Origin of the sequence: Catenuloplanes niger, from assembly GCF_031458255.1 — a bacterium.
Lineage (GTDB): Bacteria > Actinomycetota > Actinomycetes > Mycobacteriales > Micromonosporaceae > Catenuloplanes > Catenuloplanes niger.
In genome coordinates, this window is record NZ_JAVDYC010000001.1 from 1,015,078 (window position 1) to 1,035,877 (window position 20,800).

The following is a 20,800-nucleotide window of genomic DNA, read 5'->3' on the forward strand; positions in this document are numbered from 1 at the left end:
TTGGAAGCACCGATCGGTCTCGCGGGGGTGGCGATGGAGCCGACAGTGACCTCACTGCGCCGCCGGTTCGCGTGGCTCGTGACCACGCTGGTCCTGGTGGGCATCATGCAGCTGGCCGGCGGTCAGATCCTGGTGTCCCGATTCGAGAGCAGCACCACCCGCATCGACGTCGCGCAGACCGCCCACCAGGTCATGCTGCAATCGATGATCAACGCGGAGACGGGCATCCGCGGTTACCAGCTCACCGCGAACCGGGATTTCCTCCAGCCGTACACCGCCGGCGTCGCACGCTATCCGGAGGCGCTGCGGACCGCGGCCGCCTACACCGGCGACGCCGCCGCACGACAGCGCCTGGCCGAGGAGGACGCGGCGGCGCAACGGTGGATCACGCAGTTCGCCGCGCCGGCGGCGGCGGCGCCACCGGACACGTCCGGGCCCCGTCCCGGCGTCAGCACTCACGGCAAAACGCTGTTCGACGCCTACCGGCAGGCGCACACCCGCACCGAGGACGTGTTCACCGCACGCCGGCAGGCGGCGGCACATCAGCTGCGCACCACCAACAGCATCCTCCAGGGCGGTCTCGCCGTGCTGGCGCTGCTGGCCGTCGTGCTCGCGCTACGGCTGTCGGAGCGCACCCGGCGCCTGTTGCTGTCCCCGCTCTCCGCGCTCCAGGACGTCCTGGGCAGGTTGGCCGACGGTGACCGGTCCGCACGCGCGCCGGTGGTCGGCCCGCCCGAGGTGAAACTCCTGGCGCAGACGCTGAACGCCTGCCTGGACGAGACCGCCCGCGCCGAGGCCGGCCTGCGCACCGCACACGACACCCTGCTCCGGCAGGAGGCCTACGTCCGCCAGGTCCTCGACGTCATCGACGTCGCGGTGATGACCTGCGACGCCGACGGCGCGATCGTCAGCGTCAACCAGAGGGCGCGCCGGCTCGCCCGCCAGCCCATCCCCGCCCACATCCGGGACCTCACCCACGTGGTCCACACCGGCAACGACGTCCAGCCGGAGGACCATCCCCTCGCCCGGGCGCTCACCGGGCAGACGGTGGCGGGGCTGGAGATGACCTTCGAGGAGCCCGACGGATCCCACAAGGCGGTCATGGTCGACGCCCGTCCCATGCGCGACGACGCGGGTCACCTGATCGGCGCGGTCGTCACCGGCTACGACGTCAGTACGCTGCGCGCCCGCGAGGCGGAACTGACCGCCTTCGCCGGCATCGTGGCGCACGACCTGCGCGCACCGCTGGCCGCCGTCGCCGGGTTCGCCGACGTCCTCACGCACGACCTCGACGCCGGCACCGAGATCGACCCGGACGTGCTCAGACCCACCGTGGCCCGCATCGAGAGCGGCACCCGGCGGATGGGCCAGCTCATCGACGACCTGCTCGCCTACGCCACCGCCCGCGACGCGCCCATCCGCCCCGTACCGGTCGACCTGCAGCCCATGGTCGACGACATCGTCAGTGAGCGCACGGCCCACCTGCACGCGGCCCGCCCCAGCGAGACCTCGCCGCCGCTGCCCAGCATCACCACCGGCGCGCTACCGGTCCTGCGCGCCGACGCGCCGATGATCCGCCAGGTGCTGGACAACCTCATCGGCAACGCCCTCAAGTACACCCGCGCACAGCAGCCCGCCGAAATCTCGATCACCACCGAGAAGTCCACGGACGAGTGGGCGACCATCTGCGTCGCGGACCGCGGCATCGGCATTCCCGCTGAGCAACGCCACAGCGTCTTCACCTCGTTCCACCGCGCGCACCCCGAACAGCCCTATACCGGCACCGGCCTCGGGCTGGCCATCTGCTGGCGGATCGTCGACCGGCACGGCGGAAGCATCGCCATCGACGACAACCCGGGCGGCGGCACCCGGATTCATCTGACGCTGCCGGCCGCGGAGCCGTTGGCGACCACCGCGCACGCGGACGGTACGTAGACCCGGCCGGGATCGGCGGCCGGGCCGGGGCTCCCGGCCGCTTCTTGACCGGGAGCCTGCGCTCGCGCACCGGGCCGGGCGGTGTCCGGCTGGTCCTGCCGGATGACAGCGAGGAGTTCGACTTCGTCGACGTCGACGTCGACGTCGTCGCCGTCCGGCTGCCCCGCGGCCTGCTCGAGGACGTCGCGGCGGCCCGCACCGGCATGCGGCCCGCCGACCTGCGCTTCGACGGCTTCCTGCCGATGTCGGCCCGCCTCGCCCGGCACTGGGTGCACACCGTGTCGTACGTACGCGACACGGTGTTGTCCGATCCGGCGCTGCAGGGCAACACCCTGATCGCCGAGCAGGCCCGCCACCTGCTGGCAGCCACCGCGCTGGCGGTGTTCCCCAACACCAGCCTCGACGCGTATCGGCCGCACGACGACGCCGTCACCCCACGCGCCGTGCGCCGCGCCATGGCCTACGCCGACAGCCACGCCGACCGGCCGCTGACCATCGACGATCTCGCCGCCGCGGCCGGCGTGACCCGCCGGGCCCTGCAGGCCGGGTTCCGCCGCCACCACGACACCACACCCATGCGGTACGTACGCCGGGTCCGTCTCGCCCGCGCGCACGCCGACCTGGTGGCCGGCGACCCGACCACCGGCCTCACCGTCGCCGCCGTCGCCGCCCGCTGGGGCTTCACCCACCCGGGACGGTTCGCCATCGACTACCGCGCCGCCTACGGCACCGCCCCCGGCCGCACGCTGCGCACCTGACCTCGGGGCGACGACCGGCCACGCCCACCACCGGTGTCGCGGACCGGAAGCCCGCGCCCGGGCGAACCGCCGCGGAAACCGACGGCGAGAGCGTACGTGCGTCCGTTACGATCTTGCGCGCGCTCCCGCCGGACGCGCCGTCTCCCCTCTCCCCGGGTGTGAATCCTCATGCGTAAGTCCATCGCCGCGCTCGCGGTGTCGTTCACGCTCGCCGGGTGCGCCGGCGAAGCCGCCGAGCGCACCGCCCCGTCGCCCTCCCCCACGGCCGACGCCAAGGCGGCCGTGGTCGCCGCGTTCGCGCCACTGACCAGCGGTACCCCGATGTACACGATCACCTACGAGCAGCTGGGCGCCGTCGTGCGGGTCCAGCGGGACCACGCCGCGGACGCCACGTTCACGACACTGTCCATCACGGTCACCGACGACGACCGGGCCATGGCGTTCCAGACCTACCGGGTCGGTGAGGACGTGTTCTCCCGGCTCGACGTGAGCCAGCTGCCGCCCGGCACGGTGCCGGAGGACCGCCAGATCAGCACGTGGGTACGGACCGGACCGGAGCGCCCCGCACGCATCACGACCGGCACCGACCAGCTGGCGGTCACGCCGGACGAGGTCGCCGCCGCGATCCTGACCGCGCAACAGCAGACCCCCAGCCGGATCTCCGGCACGGTGGACCTGACCGCGATCGTGCCGGAACGGTTCGACACCCCGGAGGCCCGCACGGCCACGTTCGGCGCCGAGCTGTACGGCGACGGCTCGATCGCCTACTTCACCGTCAACCTGCGGGCCAAGGGTCAGACCACGAGGCCGTTCCAGTTCCGTGGCCTGGGCCAGGCCACGGACACCCTCCCGGCGGTGCCGAAGAGCGGGCAGTACCGGGAGGCCCAGCCGAGCTTCTACACGATGGAGCTCCCACTCGACTGACCGGCGAGGAGCGGGCCGGGACACCCCCGTTCACCATGTCCCGGCCCGTCCACCGTCGTCGCTGGAAGGCTCGATCAGCGCGACACCGAGTGTGGTCCCGTACGGTTAACGAAAAGTTGTCGTCCGGCCCGCGGTGGCCCGGCGGCGGACGAGGACGGGAGGCCGCGGTGGAGGTCCGCCTGCTGGGTCCGGTGGAGATCTGGGCGGACGGCCGGTCGGCTGCACTCGGTCCACCGCAGCGACGGCACACGCTGGCGGCCCTGGCGGTCGACGCGGGACGACCGGTCACCATCGAGACGCTGGCCGCGCGGGTGTGGGACGAACCGCCGCCGAAGGCCGCACGGGTGCTGCAGGTGCACATCACCCACCTGCGGCGACTACTGGCCTCCGACGCGGGCGCGCCACCGGCCCGGCTGGTCCGGCGCTCCAGCGGCTACGTCCTCGACATCGCGCCCGACCGGGTCGACGTCCACCGGTTCACCGACCACGTCCGGCGCGCCCGCGACGCCGGGCCGGCCGAGGCGCTGACCCTGCTGCGCACGACCCGCTCCTGGTGGCGAGGCATACCGCTGGAGGGGTTGACCGGGCAGTGGGTGGAGCGCCTCCGGTACACGTACGGGGAGCGGTACCTCGCCGCCACGGTGGCGTGGGGCCTGGCCGAGCTGCGCGCCGGCAACCCGCTCGAGGCCCTCGGACCGCTGGCCGAGCTCGCGGCCGAACACCCGCTGACCGAGCCGCTGGCCGACGTGCTGATCCGGGCGTACGTCGCGGCCGGGCGGCCCGCCGACGCGCTGGCCTACTACGCCGAGTTCCGCGGCCGGCTCGCCGACGAGCTGGGCGTCGACCCGAGCGCCACGCTGCAGCGACTGCACCAGGCCGTCCTGCGCGGTGAACCGGTGGAGCCGCGGGAAACCGTCGAGGTGGCCGCCGGGACGCCGGCGCAGTTGCCGGCCGACGTTCCGGGCTTCGCCGGCCGCACCCTGCCCATGCACACGCTGGACAACCTGCTCACCGAGACCGCGATGGCCGTCGCGGTGGTGTCCGGCACGGCCGGCGTGGGCAAGACCGCGTTGGCCGTGCACTGGTCCCACGCGGTGCGGTCGCGGTTCCCGGACGGGCAGATCTTCGTGAGCCTGCGCGGTTTCGGCCCCACCGGACAGGTCGTCTCCCCGCAGGAGGCGCTCCGCGGGCTGCTCGACGCGCTCGGTGTCGCACCCGAGCGGGTGCCGGCCACGCTCGACGCGCAGGCGGCGCTGTACCGCAGCGTGGTGGCCGGCCGGCGGCTGCTCGTCGTGCTGGACAACGCCCGCGACGTCGAGCAGGTCCGGCCGCTGCTGCCGGGCACCGCCACGGTCGTCGTCGTGGTGACCAGCCGGGCTCAGCTCACCGGTCTGCTGGCCGACGGCGCGTCCTCCGTACCCCTCGACCTGCTGTCCAGAGTGGAGGCCGAGGAGCTGCTGACCAACCGGCTCGGCCCGGCGGTCGTCGCGCAGCGCGACGCCCTCGACCAGGTCATCACGGCCTGTGCCCGGCTGCCGCTGGCGCTGAGCATCGCCGTGGCCCGCACCCGGCAGTCGAACTTTCCGCTGAGCGCGCTCGCGGCCGAGCTCGACGAGGCCAGTGACCGGCTGAACGCGTTGGAGGTGGGCGATCCGGCCGGTGACGTCCGGGCCGTTCTCTCCTGGTCGTACGCCGCCCTGAGCGAACCCGCGGCCCGGCTGTTCCGGTTGTTCGGGCTGGCCGTCGGGCCCGACATCGACGCGCCCGCGCTGAGCGGCCTGGCCGGGGTGCCCGAGCGCGACCTCCGCGTACCGCTGCGGGAACTGACCCGGGCCAGCCTGGTGACCGAGTACGCGCCCGGTCGCTACACACTGCACGACCTGCTGCGCGAGTACGCCGCCGAACTCGCCCGCCGCGACGACGGCGAGGACGTCCGCCGGTCGGCCACCGTCCGCCTGCTCGACCACTACACGCACTCCGCGTACGCGGCCGATCGCCTGCTCAACCCGCCCCGCGAACCCATTCTCCTGCCCCTCGGCGAACCGGCCGCCGGCGCGTCCCCGAGGCGGTTCGCGGACCTCACCGCCGCGATGACCTGGTTCGGCGAGCACCACGCGGTGCTGCTCGCCGCGCTCCGGCACGCCGCCGCGACCGGGCTCGACCGGCTCGCCTGGCAACTCGCCTGGGCACTGGACACCTACTCCTCCCGGAAGGGCCATCTGCACGACCAGGTCGAGTCGTGGCAGACCGCCATCGAGTGCGCCGCCCGCCTCGGCGAACTGCCGGCCCGCGCCTACGCGCATCGCAACCTGTCCCAGGCCGACATCAAACTCGGCCGCTGGACCGAGGCCAACGACAATCTCGGCCACGCGCTGGACCTGTTCACCACGCTGGGCGACCGGATCGGCCAGGCCCGCACGCAGCACCACCTCGCGTACCTGTGGGGTCAGCGCAAGGAGCCCGCACCCGCGCTCGCGCACGCCAAGCAGGCCCTGGCCCTGTTCGCCGGCACCGACGACCGGGCCGGCCAGGCCGAGGCCCTGAACGCGATCGGCTGGTACCACGCGATGCTCGGCGAGTTCGCGGACACCCTGACGCACTGCCGCCAGGCGCTCGACATCTTCGAGGCCGACGGCGACCTGCACGGCGCCACCAGCACCTGGGACAGCCTCGGGTACGCCCACCACCATCTCGGCCACCACACCGAGGCCATCGACTGCTACCGGCAGGGCATCACGCTGGCCCGCACCCTCCAGCACGACTACTTCGTCGCCGAACTGCTCGTCCACCTCGGCGACACGCACCGGGCAGCCGGCCAGCCCGCGGCCGCGCGGACCGCGTGGACGGAGGCCGAACAGCTGTTCACCGCGCTCGACCACCCGAGCGCCTCCGCCGTCCGCGAGTCACTACGCCACCTCGACGAGCAGATCGACGCCGACCAGGTCCCACCGCGCTGACGGCGTTATGGTTGGCCCGTGCCCGGAAACCTTGAGACGTTCCAGGACGAGCTGGCCGCGAGCGGGTTTCCGCCGATGGTCAACAAGCTGGCCGGGGCCGGCTTCCGGGGCCGGGTCGCCACCCGTGACCTCGGGCCGTTGCGGCTGGTCTCCCTCGACACGCCCGAGAGCGCCTGTGTCGGGCGGGAGCGCGACGCCTCCGACGGCGAGAACCTGGCGGTCAAGGTGATGGCCCGGGGCCGGACGCGGATCGCGCAGGGGCGCGGCGACGCCGACCTCGGGCCGGCCGACCTGGTGCTGCTCGATCCCACGCGTACGTTCCGGTTCGAGAGCACCGCCTCGGCGCACGTCACCATCCTGGTGCCGCGCCGCGAGCTTCGGATACGGCCCGCGCAGCTCGACCGGCTCATCGGCGTACGCATCGACGGCAGTCACGGTCCCGGCGCTCTCGTCTCCGTGCTGGCCCGGGAGTCGGCGCGGACGGCGGGCGGGTTCCGCGAGGCGGAGGCGCTGCGGTCGGCGGCGGCCGTCGTCGAGCTGATCGCGGTCGCGTTGGAGGCCCGGCTGGGCGACGAGCAACCCGCGCCGGACGAGAGGCTGCGGAACCGGATCGCCGGCTACATCGAGGCACGGCTGGCCGATCCCGGCCTGTCCCCGCCCGGCATCGCCGCCGCCCACCACATCTCCGTACGCCGGCTGCACAAGCTGTTCGAGGATCAGCCGTTCACCGTCGCGGCCCTGATCCGGCGCCGCCGCCTGGAGCGCTGCCGGGCGGAGCTGGCCGGCGGCGAACGTACGGTCACCGCCGTGGCCGCCCGGTGGGGGTTCGCCGATCCCACCCATTTCAGCAAGCTTTTCAAGACGACGTACGGCTACAACGCCCGCGCACTGGTGACCAGCAACCGTGCGCGGACGACCAGGACGCGCACGGCCGGCCCGGAACAGGATGGTGGTCACCAAGGCAGGCAGTAGCGATGGGAGAATCATGGCGAAGGTGAACATCGTCCGCCCAGGTGAGGGCGAGATCCTCGGCAGCGGGGCGCAGCGGATCCGGATCCTGGAGAGCGGCGAGCACACCGACCACCGGCTGGGGTTCGCCGAGGTCACCATTCCGCCGGGCACACCGAGCCCGTTGCAGCACCGCCACGCCCAGCACGACGAGGGCTTCTACGTGCTGGCGGGCACGTTCCGGTTCACCGTCGGCGAGGAGCAGTACGACGCCGGACCGGGCACCTGGGTCATCGTGCCGACCGGGGCGCCGCACACGTTCGCCAACGTCGGCGACGAGAACGCGGTCATGCTGAACACGTTCACGCCGGACCTGTACGTGCAGTACTTCCGCGACTTCAAGGCCATGATCGATTCCGGGCAGCCGGTCAACGCCGAGACCATGGCACCGCTGTGGAAGAACTACGCCACCGAGATCTCCAGCGAGTACGCCTCGTGAAGCGCCTTCAGTACGACCGCTACGGCGGCCCGGAGGTGATGCGGCTCGCGGAGTTCACGCCACCCCGGCCGGGTCCGGACGAGGTGCTGGTCCGCGTCCGGGCGGCGGCTTCCAACGCGCTGGACTGGAAGATGCGCAACGGCGAGATGAAGCTGATGACCGGTCGCTCCTTCCCCCGCGCGATGGGCCACGACTTCGCCGGAGTCGTGCAGGCGGTCGGTGCCGGCGTCACCCGCCTGAAGGCCGGTGACGCGGTACTCGGCGCGGCCCGGTTCCGCCGGGCCGGGGCGTTCGCCGACGTGGTGACGGCGTCGGAGAAGGCGGTCGTGCTCAAACCCGTGGACCTCTCGTACGAGCAGGCCGCCGCGCTGCCGACCGTGGGCGTGACCGCCTACCAGGCCACGGTGGACGTCCGTCCCGGGCAGGCGGTCTTCGTCAACGGGTGCCTGGGCGGGGTGGGCCGGGCCGCCGTCCAGTTCGCCCGGGCGCGGGGAGCCTCGGTCGCCGGCAGCTGCCGGGACACCGCGACCGACGAGGCCCGCGCGCTCGGCGTCGACCCGGTGGTCGGTTTCGGCTTCGACCCGGCCGCCCTCGCCGCACGGTTCGATCTCGTCTTCGACACACCCGGCATGCTTCCCCTCGCCACGGCCCGAACGCTGCTGAAGCCCGGCGGCACCATCCTCGACATCGTCCCGACCCCGGCCAAAATGATCCGGAGCGCCCTGCCCGGGCCGTTCCGGGCGATGATGGGCCGGCCGGTGACCGCCGACCTGGAGGAGATGGCCAGGACCCTGCGCCTGCCCGTCGCCCGTACGGTCCCGTTGTCCGAGGCGATTCTCGCCCTGACCGAACTGGAGCGCGACAAGCACCCGAAGCGCGGCAAACTGGTCATCACCATGGCCGGAAGCTGAGCCGGGCCACGCCTACGGCGTGGTCCCGGCCCGGACCGTCAGGGTGTGTAGGCGCGCACCGTGGCGCCGTTCGTGGTGAAGAGGCGGCCGCCGGTCACCACCACCTGGTCGGTCACGGTGCCGTAGGCGGCCGCCGAGACGACCGAGCGGCCGGTGGCCGGAGCGAGGATCACCAGTTTCCGGCCGGAGAGCGCGTAGAGGAGACCGCCGGCGCGGATGAGGTGGCTGGGATCGGCGAGCGCCCTCGTCCAGCTCAACCTGCCGGTGTTCGCGTCGTAGGCGTTGATGCGGTTGGCGGACGCGACGAAGACCCGTCTCCCGTCGGTGATGAGGTCACCGGACTCCCTCGCCACCGTCCACCTGACCGTCAGCGTCGACGCGTCGACGGCGGCGATCCCGGCGGTGTCGAACAGGTAGAACCGGTCCCCGGCCGGGCTGGCGGCGGCCACCCGGCGTTCCACGCCGCCGACCAGCGGGTCACCGGTCCGGATGTCGACGACCTCGATGCGATGGTTGCGCGGATCCCGCAGCACGATCTTGCCGTTCGCGGCGACCGGGCCGGCGAGCGCCCGGCTGACCTGCCTCCACAGGGGCTTGCCGTCGGACACGCGGAACGCGGTGACGCCGTGCTCCTCGTCGTCGCAGACCCCGCAGTACCCGGAGACCACGAAGACGCCGGCGTCCGCGACCGACGTCTCGATGCTGTAGCCCTGCAGCTGGTGCCAGACCTCCTTGCCGGTCCGCGGGTCGATCGCGACCACGTTGGTGTCGTAGTTGCTGTTCGAGAAGCAGTTGCGCTCGGTCCCCAGCACCAGCCCGCCGGACACCGCCATGCCGAACCCGTCGAAGTACGTGGCCTCGTACGTCCAGAGCTTCTTGCCGCTGACGACGTCATATCCGGAGATCGACCCGGAATCGAGGAGGAACATCCGCCCGTCCCACACGAGCGGGGGCTCCGGCACCGGCTCGCACCCCTCCGGATACAGCGACGCCCGCACGGTCCAGCGGTTCGTGAGCCCGCCGACGCTGCGCGCGTTGATCACCGACTCGGACGGGTTGTACCCGGTGTGCCCGGGGCCGTAGCCGGTCTGCGGCCAGCCCCCCGGTGTCGCCGCCGCCTGTGCCGGCACGGCGGCGGCGACACCGGCGAGCATCCCCACGACGACGAGCGCGTTCCTGATTCGCATGATCCAGACGATCCACCAGGGGTACGGCGGGCGCCGGTCTTTGCTCAGGAAACGCCCGTCAGGGCTACCGGGCCCCTACGACGACGAGTCATGCCCTCCGCGGACAGCACCCGTACCGCCGGGTGACGGTTGTGGCGCAGGTCCGACTCCAGGTCGCCGTCCCGCCCGCGACCGGCCGTCGACGGCTCATTCGGCCTCCACCGTGCCGATGGCGGCACGCAGCGCCCGCAGGCCGTAATGCGCACGCGACTTGACCGTGCCCTCCGCGATCCCGAGTCCGGCCGCGACCTCCCCGATGGTCAGGCCGTCGATGTAGAGCGCGACCAGGATCGTGCGGTGCTCGGCACTGATCCTCGGCAGGGCCGCGCGGACCGTCTCACCCGCCACGACCGCCTCGGTGGGGTCGACCTCGTCCGGGATCCAGGTCAGATCCATCGTGCCGACCTCCGTCAGCCGGGACGCCCGCGCACGTGCCGCGTCGATCGCGACCCGCCGGGCCACCGTGAACAGCCATCGCCGCTGGCTCTCCCGGCCCTCCGGGACGTCGTCCATGTTCCGCCACGCCCGCAGCATCGTCTCCTGCAACTGGTCCTCGGCCAGCTGCCGTTCCCCCTTCGCGAGCTTGAGCAGGAACCAGAACAGCGGATCCGCGTGTACGGCATGCAGGTCCTCCAGCCACGCGTCCGCATTCGCACCCGGCCGTCGCCTGCCGTCCGTCTCGATCTCCTTGTCGGCGCCCGCCGTCACGGTGGTGGCTCTCCCGCCCACGGCTCAGCCCAGCCCCGCGCACCGGCGGAGGGCGTGGAAGTTGTCGGCCGCGACTCCGGCCTGCCATCCGGCGACCGGTTCCGGCTGACCGGTCCGGGTGATGCGCAGCGGAAGGAACTCCGCGTTCGTCACCTGGCGCCGGTGCACGGTCAACCGCAGCAGCCCGGAGCGGGAGCTGAACGGCTGGTACAGCGGGTGGTAGTAGAAGAGCAGGTTTCCCAGGCCGTACGCGACGTAGGCGTCATCGGACCGGCCCGCGCCCTGCAGTACGTGGGCGTGCGCGCCGACGACGACGTCCGCACCCGCCTCGATCATCCGCGCGGCGAAGTCCTTCTGCACCGGGGTGGGGCACGGGTTGCCCTCCACGCCCCAGTGCGGCATGACCACCACCAGATCGCTGTCGCCGCGCGCTCTCGACACCGCCGCGACGGCCCGGGGCACGTCCGTCGCCATCGCCGTCCCGGGACGGTCCGTGGTCGCGGCCGCCCGGCCGTGCAGCTCGTCGATCTGGTCGAACCCGAAGACCGCGACGCGCACGCCACGAACCGTGACCCGCCACGGCGTGTACGCCTCCTCGACATTTCGGCCCGCGCCGGTGGTGCCCACGCCCTGCGCGCTCACCGCGTCGATCGTGTCGGTCAGGCCATCCGGTCCCCAGTCGTACGTGTGGTTGTTCGCCAGGGACACCACGTCGATCCCGGCCGCCCGCAGCGACGTGGCCGCGACCGGATCCGCGCGGAACACGTAGTTCTTGTCCTGGCGCTCCCCCCTCGTGGTGAGCGGCGTCTCCAGGTTGATCAGGGCCAGGTCGGCACCCTGCAGCAGCGGATGTACCGGCGCGAGAACCGTCTCCGGTGAGACCAGCAGGTCGGCGACCTCCGCGTGGAAGTGCGCGTCACCGCCGAAGACCAGCGTGAGCTCTCCGGCCGGATGCCACGTCGCGTCCGAGCTGCCGGTCAGGGCGCAGGCGGTGACGGGAAGCAGCCCGGCCAGCAGCGCCGCGGTCAGGCGCCGCCTCACGCCGTCCGTCCCGTCAGGGTCGTCGCTCGCTGGATCAGCATGGCACCGGCCACGAACCCGAGGGACAACAGGATCGGCCCGGCCATCGCCAGCAGCGCCTGCACGCCACCGGAGGTCAGCGAGAGCCGCGGCAGCGCCACGTGATTGACGATCGCCATCGCGGGCACCAGCGCGGCGCCCGCGACGACCGGCACCGTGCCGATCGCCCGCAACGGATTCCACGATCGCATCGCGCGCACGCACAACACCCCGGGCGGAATCGCCGCGAGACCGGCGAGCAACGTCAGCAACGGCGCGATCGGCGGGCCGGCCAGCACGAGCACCGCGAGCGAGACGGCGGCGCCGCCGGCCGGCACGGCCCAGCCGAGGTGAGGGCCCGCGGTGAGGATCCGCCGGCCGAGCACGAAATACAGCACCGCGGCCGCGACGGAGCCGACGCTCTGCGGCGCGAAGGCGGCGCAGGTCACCGCGAGCACCGCCGCGGCCACGATGACGACGTTCCTCGGCAGCCCCGACGTCAGCCGCCCCACCACCGCCGCCACCGCCAGGGTGTACGGCACGGCGAGCTCCGGCGGAGGCAGCAGCAGGGCGGCACGGATCTCCGCCGGTTCGTAGAGCGCCACGGGAGCGAACGACGAACTGAACCGGCGCAGCACCCAGGCCGTGCCGACGACCGCCACCGTGTGGAGTGCCAGACAGGGCGCGCCGACCCGCAGCAGCAGGACCGGCCAGGACCTGTGCGGTGCGCGACCGGCGGACAACCCGGCGCCGGCGAACAGCAGCGGTACGCCGGCGACCCCGGCTGCCAGCCCGAGCGGGCCCCACAGCACCGGGACCGGCACGCCGGTATTCCATTCTATCTGCAGATAGTGGTTCGACGTCACATACGCGAACGCGACGAGCAACAGGCCCGTTCCAATGAGCACGTATTCGTCCACGGCGGAGCAGCCGGTCGAGGCTGACTGGCGATTTCCGGGCATCTTCCCTCATTGAGTCCGGCCTGGTGAAGGCATGTTTCGGCCAGGAATGTCATCTATGGACCTTCGGCAGAAGACCCATATGCGATCCGATATCCCGGACGTCAACAACAGGTAGGGGCGGCATAGGCGAACGCGTCAACCCGACGTCATTCGGTCGACCGCCGGCCGGGTCGGCACGGACGGTGGAGATATACGTACACGCAATTGCACCGACCGGATACGGCGTCGAGGCGCGGGTGCCCCGACGCTCCGGCCGCTGACCTGTCGTCGATGCGTTGTCGACCTCGGGCTGACCTGCTGTGCGGATGGACACCGACCACGCCGTGATCATCGGCCGGCCGTACCACCGGTGCCGTCAGCCGCGTGCTGCTGGAGCACCTGACCCGCGCCCGGGTGTCCGCTCACCCGCGGATCCACATCGTCCCCGACCGGGCGGTGTCCGGTCTGACCGCGTCGGCCGGTGGTCATCGGATCACGGGCGTACGCGCCGGCGGTGAGGTCCTGCCCGCGAGCATCGTGGTGGACGCGGGCGGCCGTGGCGGCCAGAGCATGCGGTGGCTGGCCGAACACGGCTGTCCGCCGCCGGTGGAGACCGTGCACATCGGTATGACGTACGTGTCCCGGCGCTACCGGTACGATCCGGCGCTGCTGGACGCTCCGCTCGGCGTCATCGTCCCGTCTCACCCCGGCCGGCCCTACGGCGGTGCCGTCGGCCGTGAGGACGCCGACCGCATCGTGCTCGGCCTGCAGGCCATGCTCGACGCCGCCCTGCCCGCGGACCCCGCCGAGATGCTCACGATCGCCGGCACGCTACCGGACCCGGCCCTCGCCGCCGTACTGCGTCACGGTGAGCCGGTCGACGAGCCGGTACGGATGCGTTTCCCGGCCAGTGTCCGCCGGCGCTACGAGCGAGCGCGCCGCTTCCCCGAGGGATATCTGGTGACCGGCGACGCGCTGTGCTCCGTCAACCCGATCTACGCCCAGGGAATGACCGTCGCGGCGCTGGAGGCGCTGTCACTGCGTGACCTGCTCCGCGCGGGGCCGCCCAGCGCACTCGCCCATCGCTTCTTCCGCGGCGCGGCCCGGCTCATCGACACGCCGTGGGCCGTGGCGACCGGCGGCGACCTGCGCTTTCCCGAGGTCGGTGGCAACCGCACCCTGCTGACCCGGCTCACCGGCCCCTACCTCGGCCGCTACCAACGTGCCGCACACTCCGACCCGGTGCTCAGCGCGGCGTTCCGGCGCGTCACCAACCTGATCGATCCCCCGGCCCGGCTCCTCGATCCTTCGTTGCTGCTGCGTGTCGCCCGGTCCGGCGGAGGTGACACCGGCCTGCCGCCGACCCGCCGTTGAGCCGGGACGGGGCGCGACGGAGCAGTGGCGCGGGAGCCGCGTCGGCGCCCGTGCGCGGCCGGACCGGAGGGACGGCGCCCACCGGGAGTCCTCAGTCACCGATGAGCGCCGTCGTCCGTGACATCAGGCCGTCCGGAACGCCTCCCGCACGCCGGGCAGGTAGCCCAGGACGTGACCGGCGGCGTTCGGGTGCAGCGCACCGTCGGCCACGATGCCGTTGATCCAGGGGTCGGCGCCGCACACCCCGTGGCCGTCGAAGGCCGGGCGGACGTCCGCGAACGCGAACCCGGCCGCGCCGGCGCGGTCGGCGAGGACGCCGTTGAGGACGTCCGCCCCCGCGTTCATCACCGTGCGCCTGGTCAGGTTGAGCGGCGCGGTCGCGCATGCGTCGGTCAACTCGAAGAATCGCGGGTAGCCGGCGACCACGACGTCGGCGTGCGGTGCCGCCGCACGGATCGAGGCGAACAGCGCGTCGAGCCGGCCGGGCAGCACCGTGGTAGCGGTGGTGTTGCTGGCCTGGGCCGCGGCGAGGCAGTCCGCGTCCGTACCCTGCAGGCAGATCGCGACACCGGTACCGAAGCCCACGTCGTTGCCGCCGACCGTGACGGTCACCTGCCGGGTGAACCGTCCGAGGGTCTTCAGCTGGCCGGCGACCGACTGCGTCGTGGCACCGCTGCACGCGGCGAAGGAGTACAACCGGACACCCTGCTCCGCGGCGAACCGGACCGGGTACGCGGCGGTGCTGCGCTTGCAGGTGGCCTCGGAGTACGGCGGATTGCCCACCCCTGAGGAATACGAGTCGCCGAGCGCGACGTAGCGGAAGCCGCCCGCCGCCGCCCCGGCCGGTGCCGCACCGAGGACTCCCACGGCGGCCACGGTCAGCACGGCGGCGGCGAATAGCGATGGTCTACGGCGCACGGCCGCACCTCCTGGTTCACAACGGCCGGCCGGATCGGCCGGCCCTCGGAGTGCAGTGCAATCGGTTGACATCAACAGCTCCTAGACAGCGGGTCGGCGGGCACCTCACCCCCGCCGTCACAGTGCGGCCAGGCCCCCCAGCAGGCAGAGCATCAGGCCCGTCGCCATGGTCGCGAGCCCCCACGTCAGCAGCTGCCGCTTCCGGCTGATCCGGCGGCGGATGCGCATCAGCCGCGACGCCGCGTCCTCGCCCGGCGCGTTCACCACCGCGGCGGCCCAGCGCCGCACGGCCGCCAGGTCTCCCGGGAGCGCGGGTTCGCGCCAGGAGCGGTATCCCACCGTCAACGCGGCGGCACCGACGAGGGCCAGCGCACCGAACACGCAGACCGCGCCGCACCACCAGATGAGTGCGCCCGGGACGGACAGCCCGGCCGGCGACCAGCGCCCGGCGAGGAAACCGGTGACGAGCGCACCGGTGGCGACGGTGAAGGCGGCCGTGACCCGGCCCGCTTTGTTCTCCTCGTTGGTGAGCTCGGCCAGTGCCTCGTCGAGCAGGCGTAGCACCGCCGCCTCCGGCGGCATCACCGTCATCGGGGGGAACGCGGGCGGCTGGAACACCGGCTCGCCGTCGAAATGCCGAATCCCTCCGCTACTCTCTGGATTCGCCGACCAGTACATCTGCGAGTCAGCCATGACCACGCATCTCCTTACACGCACGTGTCTGTGCCGTCAGAGCACCGTTACCAACGACGCGATCGCATGACGATGGTTCATCGGCGTTCCGCAGAATGACGTCACTGTGAGTCGTTCCTCATCGGAGGGTGACGGCCGTCGCGCGCCGTGGCGGCCAGCGCCCGATAGGCCCGCCACGGCACCCGCGGGCGAGGAAGACTCCGCCGTGTCAGATACGTGCGCGTGTTGCGCCGCGTCGTGCGCAGCAACCGGATGACGGCGGCCGGCGAGTCCGACGGACTCGGCTCGATCAGCTTGGTGGGGTGCAGTCTCCAGGTGTCCCCGGACCCGGTCAGCGTGCCGCGCAGCAGCATGTTCCGGGACGCGGACAGCTTCTCGTCGTGGCCGTGCACGAGCAGGCCCGCAGGACCGGGCACGATCGCGGTGCCGGCCGGCACGTGCAACGTGTAGCCGTCCCCGTCCGGCAACGGCACCGTGCGCAGCAGGACCGGCGCTCCGCCGGCGTCGACGGCGCCGAGCACCGCGGACGGGAACGCACGCACCCGGTCGGCACCGAGCGGAGCGTCGTCGCCGTGCGGGCGCGGGCCCGCGACGAAGGTCGGGCGGCGCGTCGTCGTCTCCGGCGTGACCGTGATCAGCAGTCGCATGTGGTACCAGTCCATCAACCGTGTCGCGGGCCACGACAGGTACGCGCGACTGCTCGGTTGCCGTTCGTACAGCAGCCGCCAGTACGGTTCCAGCCCGGCCGGGTCCACCACGACATCGTCCGGGCAGGTCGCGGTGCCGCGTACCAGGACCTGGTCGGGGCGTTCCAGGCCGCTGCCGGTCGGATCCGAGAAGAGCAGCGCGACGCGCTCGTCACGGCGGACGTTGAGGGCCTTCTGCGGGAACCCCAGGGAGGTGGTGATCAGGAAGGTGCCGTCCGGCCGGGGCAGGGCCACGGTCGGCCAGAGAATCGGCGTGCCGTCCCTGGCCAGCGTGGCGAACTCGCACGTGCGGTAGGCGGTGATCAGGTCATGGAGGTCAGTCACGGCCGGGACCCTCGCATGCCGGCGCATACACCCGGTCAACACCGGCTAGGTGACGCCCGTCCCGCCCCACGACGGGGCGGGACGGCGCGTGTCATCAGCCGACCGGCGCCGGCGTCCCGTCCTCCTCCTGAGGCACGTACGCGGATGTACGCGGCCGGCCCGGCAGCAGGCGCCCGAGCCGGCGCGGCATCCACCAGTTGGCCCGGCCCATCAACACCATCGCGGCGGGCACCAGCACCAGCCGGACCACGGTGGCGTCGACCGCGACCGCGGTGGCCAGCCCGAGGCCGATCATCTTCGTCACCGTGTCGCCCGCGGCGACGAAACCACCGAAGACCGCCACCATGATCAGCGCCGCGCTGGTGATGGTCCGGCCGGTGGCGGCCAGGCCGCGCACCATGCTGTCAACCGGGTCACCCGACTCCTGCCAGTGCTCCCGGATCCGCGAGATGAGGAAGACCTCGTAGTCCATCGACAGCCCGAACAGGACGGTGAAGAGCACCAGGGGTACGAACGTCGACACCGGGACCGGCCGGTCCACGCCGATCAGGCCGGCGCCCCAGCCCCACTGGAACACCGCGGTCAGCACACCGTAGGCGGCGGCCACGCTGAGCAGGTTGACCAGCGCGGCCTTCAGCGGTACCAGGATGCTCCGGAAGACCACGACGAGCACGGTCACGGACAGCGTGACGACCATGCCGATCGCCCACCAGAGCCGTTCCGCCAGCAGGCCGGCCAGATCGATGTAGAGCGCGGTCGTACCGGTCACCTCGGCCCCGTCGGGCAGCACGACGTCCCGCAGGGTGGTGACGACCTCGGCCGAGCGCTCGTCCCGTGGGGCGTAGTCGGTCTGCACCACGATCATCGCGCCGGTCAGGTCCTCGGAGACCAGCGGCGGGGACACCTCGGCGACGCCCGGCTCGGCGGCGATCCGGGCACCCAGGCCGGGCAGCTCGGCCGGGTCCATGGTGGACAGGTCGACTGCGACGACCACGGGTGCGTACGCGCCCGGACCGTACTCGGCCGCGATGAGGTCGTAGGCCCGCCGTGCCGTGGTGTCGACCGATCCGGAGCCGGCGTCGTCCGGCCAGGTCCGCATGCCGAGCATCGGGGCACCCAGCGCCAGCAGGACGGCCAGTGCGCCGAGTCCCCACAGCACCGGGCGGCGGGCCACTCGCCGTGCCCACCGCTCCGACCCGGTCGGCATCGCGGCGGCGGCCGATGTCCGGGTGCGGTGCCGTCTGCTGACGATCCGCTGTCCGGACAGGGCGCACAGGGCGGGTACGAGCGTCAGCGCGGCGGCCATGGTGGCCAGGACGACCAGCGCGGTGGCGTAGCCGATCGACCGGAAGTCGGGCAGGCCGGAGACGAGCAGGCCGGACAGTGACACCAGCACGGTCGCGCCGGCGGCCAGCACGGACCGGCCGGCCGTCCCGGTCGCGGTGACCGCGGCGACGCGCGGGGGCAGACCGCCGCGCACGTCCTCGGCGTACCGCGTGACGAGCAGCAGCGCATAGTCGATGCCGACGCCGAGGCCGACCATCGTGGCCACGGTCGGCGCGAGGGTGCTGACGTCGGTGAACGCGGCCACCAGGAGCGTCAGCGCGGTGCCGGCACCCAGACCGAACAGCGCGGAGACGATCGGCAGTCCGGCCGCGAGCACCGAACCGAACGCGATCAGCAGCACGACGAGGGCGACGAGGAGGCCGATCGCCTCACCGGCTCCCCCGCCGGCTTTCTCCTGTTCGCCGACCTGACCGGCGAACTCGACCTGCACGCCGGCGGCGGTCGCGGCCGAGGTGGCGTCCCGCAGCCGCTGCACGATGTCGTCACCGAGGTCGGTGACCGGTGCGGTGTAGCGGACGTCGATGAGCGCGGTGTCTCGGTCGTCGGAGAAGCGCGGCGTTCCCACGTTCCCGACGTCTGCGACCTCGCGGAGCCGGCCGGTCACGTCCTCGGCCAGTTGCTCGGCGACCGGCTGCCCGCCGGGCATGTGCAGCACGACCCGCGCCTCGGTGCCGGACGTGTCGGGGAAGACCCGCCGCAGCAGCTCGGTGCCGGCCTGGGCGCGAAGGCCGGGTACGTCGTAGTTGTCCTGTGGCACGCCACCGACCGCGCCCGCGACCGTGAAGGCGGTGGCCAGCACGAGAACCCAGCCGGTGATCGTTCGCCAGGGGTGGGCGACACAGGCGCGGCCGACCCTGGCCAGAAGTGACGTCATGTGCTCGGAGTTCCTTTCGAACCGGTGGCTTCCGGGCCCACGACGCGCGCCGACCGAGCATTGTTCACGCCGCGCCCCCGACTGACGCCACCGCCACTCACGGTGAACAACGCACCGCCCGCCTGCGTCGTGGGAGCCGCCGGGGTACCGCGGTCGCGGCTCTCCGGCGCGTGAGCCACCGACGGAACGGACGTTCTCGATGAAGCACTTGTCTGCCAGCCGCCGCACCGTGCTGGGCGGCGGCGTCGCTCTGGGTACCGCGGCGTTGCTCGCCGCCTGCGGGGCCGGGACCGCTCCGGCCCCGGCCCGGCTGCTACGGCCCGGCGATCCCGGATACCGGGCCGAGGTCAGCCCGTTCAACCCGAACCAGATCCCGCGTCCCGGCACGGTCGTGCGGGCCCGGACCGCGGACGACGTGCGTGACGCCGTGCGTGACGCCGCCGCCCGGCGCGCACCGGTCGGCGTGCTGGCCACCGGTCACCAGCCGTCCGCGCCGATCGGCGAGGACGCGGTGCTGATCAGCACCCGGGCGATGCGCGGGGTGACGATCGACGCCGGCCGTATGGCCGCCCGGGTCGAGGCAGGCGCCTTGTGGGGCCACACCCTCACCGCGTCGCTGGGGCAGCGGCTGGTCCCGCTGCACGGTTCGACCGGGACGGTCGGCGTGGTCGGGTACACGCTGGGAGGCGGGCTCAGCCCGCTGCTGGGCCGGGTGCACGGCTACGCCGCCGATCACGTGGTCGCGATCGACGTCGTCGGCGCGGACGGCGAACTGCGGACGGTCACCGCGGGCAGCGACCCGGAGCTGTTCTTCGGGCTGCGCGGCGGCAAGAGCAACTTCGGCATCGTGACGGCGATGGAGTTCGGCCTGTTCCCGGTGCCGCCGCTCTACGGCGGGGCGATCATGTTCGGTGGCGCGGACGGCGCCCGGGTGCTGCACGCCTACCGGGAGTGGGTCCGCACGGTGCCGGAGACCATGTCGTCGTCGGTGGCGCTGCTGCGCCTGCCGGACCTGCCCCAGGTCCCGGAACCGCTGCGCGGCAAGCTGGTCACCACCGTCCGCATCGCGTTCACCGGGCCGGCCGGTGAGGGCGCCGCGCTGGTCGCACCGTTGCGTGCGGCGGCTACACCGCTCATCGACCAGGTCGCGGAGATGCCCTGGTCCGGGTACGCCGCCATCCACAGCGACCCGACCACGCCCACGCCCGCCTACGAGCGGACCGCACTGCTGCGCGAGCTGAGCGCGGACGCGGTCGACGCGCTGTTCACGGCCGCCGGCCCGGACGCGCCGGCACCGGTCACCGCGGTCGAGATCCGGCACCTCGGTGGCGCGCTCGCCAGGCCGCCGCAGGCGGAGAGCGCAGTCTCGCACCGGGACGCCGCGTTCACGCTGTTCGTGGCCGGCGTCGGAAGCCCGGAGCAGGCCGGTCACCTGAGGGAGGCCGCGGCCGGCATCGTGCGGGCGATGCAGCCGTGGAGCACCGGCGGGATGTACCTCAACTTCATGAACACCGACGACACGTCCACGGACTCGGTGCGCCGGGCGTACCGGCCTGAGGTGTACGACCGGCTGCTGACGCTGAAGAAGCGGGTCGACCCGGACAACATGTTCCGGCTCAATCACAACATCGTGAGCTGATCGCCCGTTGGCCCGCGACCCATCAACCCCGCGGCGACCTCCTGTTGACGTCGGCACG

The 20,800-nt window shown here is 72.7% G+C and carries 17 protein-coding genes; 9 read left to right on the top strand and 8 right to left on the bottom strand.

All coding sequences use genetic code 11. The features are described from left to right. Positions 1-45: 45 nt before the first annotated feature. The 7 genes from J2S44_RS04510 (at position 46) to J2S44_RS04540 (ending at position 8,932) form a co-directional block, all read left to right on the top strand. A complete protein-coding gene (locus J2S44_RS04510; RefSeq protein WP_310409260.1) occupies positions 46-1,935 on the top strand; it encodes a CHASE3 domain-containing sensor histidine kinase in 1,890 nt (629 codons plus the stop codon). A gap of 44 nt (positions 1,936-1,979) precedes the next feature. Next, positions 1,980-2,693, top strand: a complete 714-nt coding sequence (locus J2S44_RS04515; RefSeq protein ID WP_310409261.1) for a helix-turn-helix transcriptional regulator — start codon at positions 1,980-1,982, stop codon at positions 2,691-2,693. Between the two features lie 168 nt (positions 2,694-2,861). Next, positions 2,862-3,617, top strand: a complete 756-nt coding sequence (locus tag J2S44_RS04520) for a hypothetical protein (protein ID WP_310409263.1) — start codon at positions 2,862-2,864, stop codon at positions 3,615-3,617. Between the two features lie 167 nt (positions 3,618-3,784). Next, a complete protein-coding gene (locus tag J2S44_RS04525; RefSeq protein WP_310409264.1) occupies positions 3,785-6,574 on the top strand; it encodes an AfsR/SARP family transcriptional regulator in 2,790 nt (929 codons plus the stop codon). An 18-nt stretch (positions 6,575-6,592) separates the two neighbouring features. Beyond that, entirely contained in the window at positions 6,593-7,546 is a 954-nt protein-coding gene (locus tag J2S44_RS04530) for an AraC-like ligand-binding domain-containing protein (protein WP_310409265.1), read from the top strand. Between the two features lie 13 nt (positions 7,547-7,559). After that, on the top strand, positions 7,560-8,021 hold the full coding sequence (locus J2S44_RS04535) for a cupin domain-containing protein (protein ID WP_310409266.1): 462 nt from the start codon (positions 7,560-7,562) through the stop codon (positions 8,019-8,021). After that, on the top strand, positions 8,018-8,932 hold the full coding sequence (locus J2S44_RS04540) for an NADP-dependent oxidoreductase (RefSeq protein WP_310409267.1): 915 nt from the start codon (positions 8,018-8,020) through the stop codon (positions 8,930-8,932). The genes J2S44_RS04535 and J2S44_RS04540 overlap by 4 nt, the downstream gene beginning before the upstream one ends. Before the next feature lie 38 nt (positions 8,933-8,970). Here the strand turns inward: J2S44_RS04540 and J2S44_RS04545 are convergent, their stop codons facing one another. The 4 genes from J2S44_RS04545 to J2S44_RS04560 form a co-directional block, all read right to left on the bottom strand. Further along, on the bottom strand, positions 8,971-10,119 hold the full coding sequence (locus J2S44_RS04545; protein ID WP_310409269.1) for a PQQ-binding-like beta-propeller repeat protein: 1,149 nt from the start codon (positions 10,117-10,119) through the stop codon (positions 8,971-8,973). 186 nt (positions 10,120-10,305) lie between these two features. Next, positions 10,306-10,866, bottom strand: a complete 561-nt coding sequence (locus J2S44_RS04550) for a sigma-70 family RNA polymerase sigma factor (RefSeq protein WP_310409271.1) — start codon at positions 10,864-10,866, stop codon at positions 10,306-10,308. Positions 10,867-10,890: 24 nt separating this feature from the next. Further along, on the bottom strand, positions 10,891-11,907 hold the full coding sequence (locus J2S44_RS04555) for a CapA family protein (protein ID WP_310409272.1): 1,017 nt from the start codon (positions 11,905-11,907) through the stop codon (positions 10,891-10,893). After that, the gene (locus J2S44_RS04560; RefSeq protein WP_310409274.1) at positions 11,904-12,833 is read right to left on the bottom strand and encodes a hypothetical protein; all 930 of its coding nucleotides are present in this window, start codon (positions 12,831-12,833) and stop codon (positions 11,904-11,906) included. Before J2S44_RS04560 ends, J2S44_RS04555 begins: the two co-directional genes overlap by 4 nt. A gap of 417 nt (positions 12,834-13,250) precedes the next feature. Here J2S44_RS04560 and J2S44_RS04565 point away from each other — a divergent pair, with 417 nt between their 5' ends. Further along, positions 13,251-14,240, top strand: a complete 990-nt coding sequence (locus J2S44_RS04565) for an NAD(P)/FAD-dependent oxidoreductase (RefSeq protein ID WP_310409276.1) — start codon at positions 13,251-13,253, stop codon at positions 14,238-14,240. A 123-nt stretch (positions 14,241-14,363) separates the two neighbouring features. Here J2S44_RS04565 and J2S44_RS04570 read toward each other — a convergent pair whose 3' ends face one another. The 4 genes from J2S44_RS04570 to J2S44_RS04585 form a co-directional block, all read right to left on the bottom strand. Next, entirely contained in the window at positions 14,364-15,158 is a 795-nt protein-coding gene (locus tag J2S44_RS04570) for an SGNH/GDSL hydrolase family protein (protein WP_310409278.1), read from the bottom strand. Positions 15,159-15,275: 117 nt separating this feature from the next. After that, positions 15,276-15,851 (bottom strand): Pycsar system effector family protein, encoded by a 576-nt coding sequence (locus tag J2S44_RS04575; protein WP_310409280.1) that lies wholly within the window; start codon positions 15,849-15,851, stop codon positions 15,276-15,278. Between the two features lie 101 nt (positions 15,852-15,952). Beyond that, positions 15,953-16,882 (bottom strand): pyridoxamine 5'-phosphate oxidase family protein, encoded by a 930-nt coding sequence (locus J2S44_RS04580; RefSeq protein WP_310409281.1) that lies wholly within the window; start codon positions 16,880-16,882, stop codon positions 15,953-15,955. Positions 16,883-16,976: 94 nt separating this feature from the next. Further along, on the bottom strand, positions 16,977-19,103 hold the full coding sequence (locus J2S44_RS04585; RefSeq protein ID WP_310409283.1) for an MMPL family transporter: 2,127 nt from the start codon (positions 19,101-19,103) through the stop codon (positions 16,977-16,979). 199 nt (positions 19,104-19,302) lie between these two features. Between J2S44_RS04585 and J2S44_RS04590 the strand changes: the two genes are divergently transcribed. Continuing rightward, positions 19,303-20,742: an FAD-binding oxidoreductase gene (locus tag J2S44_RS04590; protein WP_310409285.1), complete on the top strand. Its 1,440-nt coding sequence runs from the start codon at positions 19,303-19,305 to the stop codon at positions 20,740-20,742. The last annotated feature ends 58 nt before the right edge of the window (positions 20,743-20,800 follow it).

What these genes read in the sequence shown, in the direction of transcription:
- J2S44_RS04575 (WP_310409280.1), bottom strand. Translation starts at nt 15,851, where the DNA reads ATGGCTGACTCGCAGATGTACTGGTCGGCGAATCCAGAGAGTAGCGGA.
- J2S44_RS04520 (WP_310409263.1), top strand. Translation starts at nt 2,862, where the DNA reads ATGCGTAAGTCCATCGCCGCGCTCGCGGTGTCGTTCACGCTCGCCGGG.
- J2S44_RS04535 (WP_310409266.1), top strand. Translation starts at nt 7,560, where the DNA reads ATGGCGAAGGTGAACATCGTCCGCCCAGGTGAGGGCGAGATCCTCGGC.
- J2S44_RS04585 (WP_310409283.1), bottom strand. Translation starts at nt 19,103, where the DNA reads ATGACGTCACTTCTGGCCAGGGTCGGCCGCGCCTGTGTCGCCCACCCC.
- J2S44_RS04545 (WP_310409269.1), bottom strand. Translation starts at nt 10,119, where the DNA reads ATGCGAATCAGGAACGCGCTCGTCGTCGTGGGGATGCTCGCCGGTGTC.
- J2S44_RS04590 (WP_310409285.1), top strand. Translation starts at nt 19,303, where the DNA reads ATGAAGCACTTGTCTGCCAGCCGCCGCACCGTGCTGGGCGGCGGCGTC.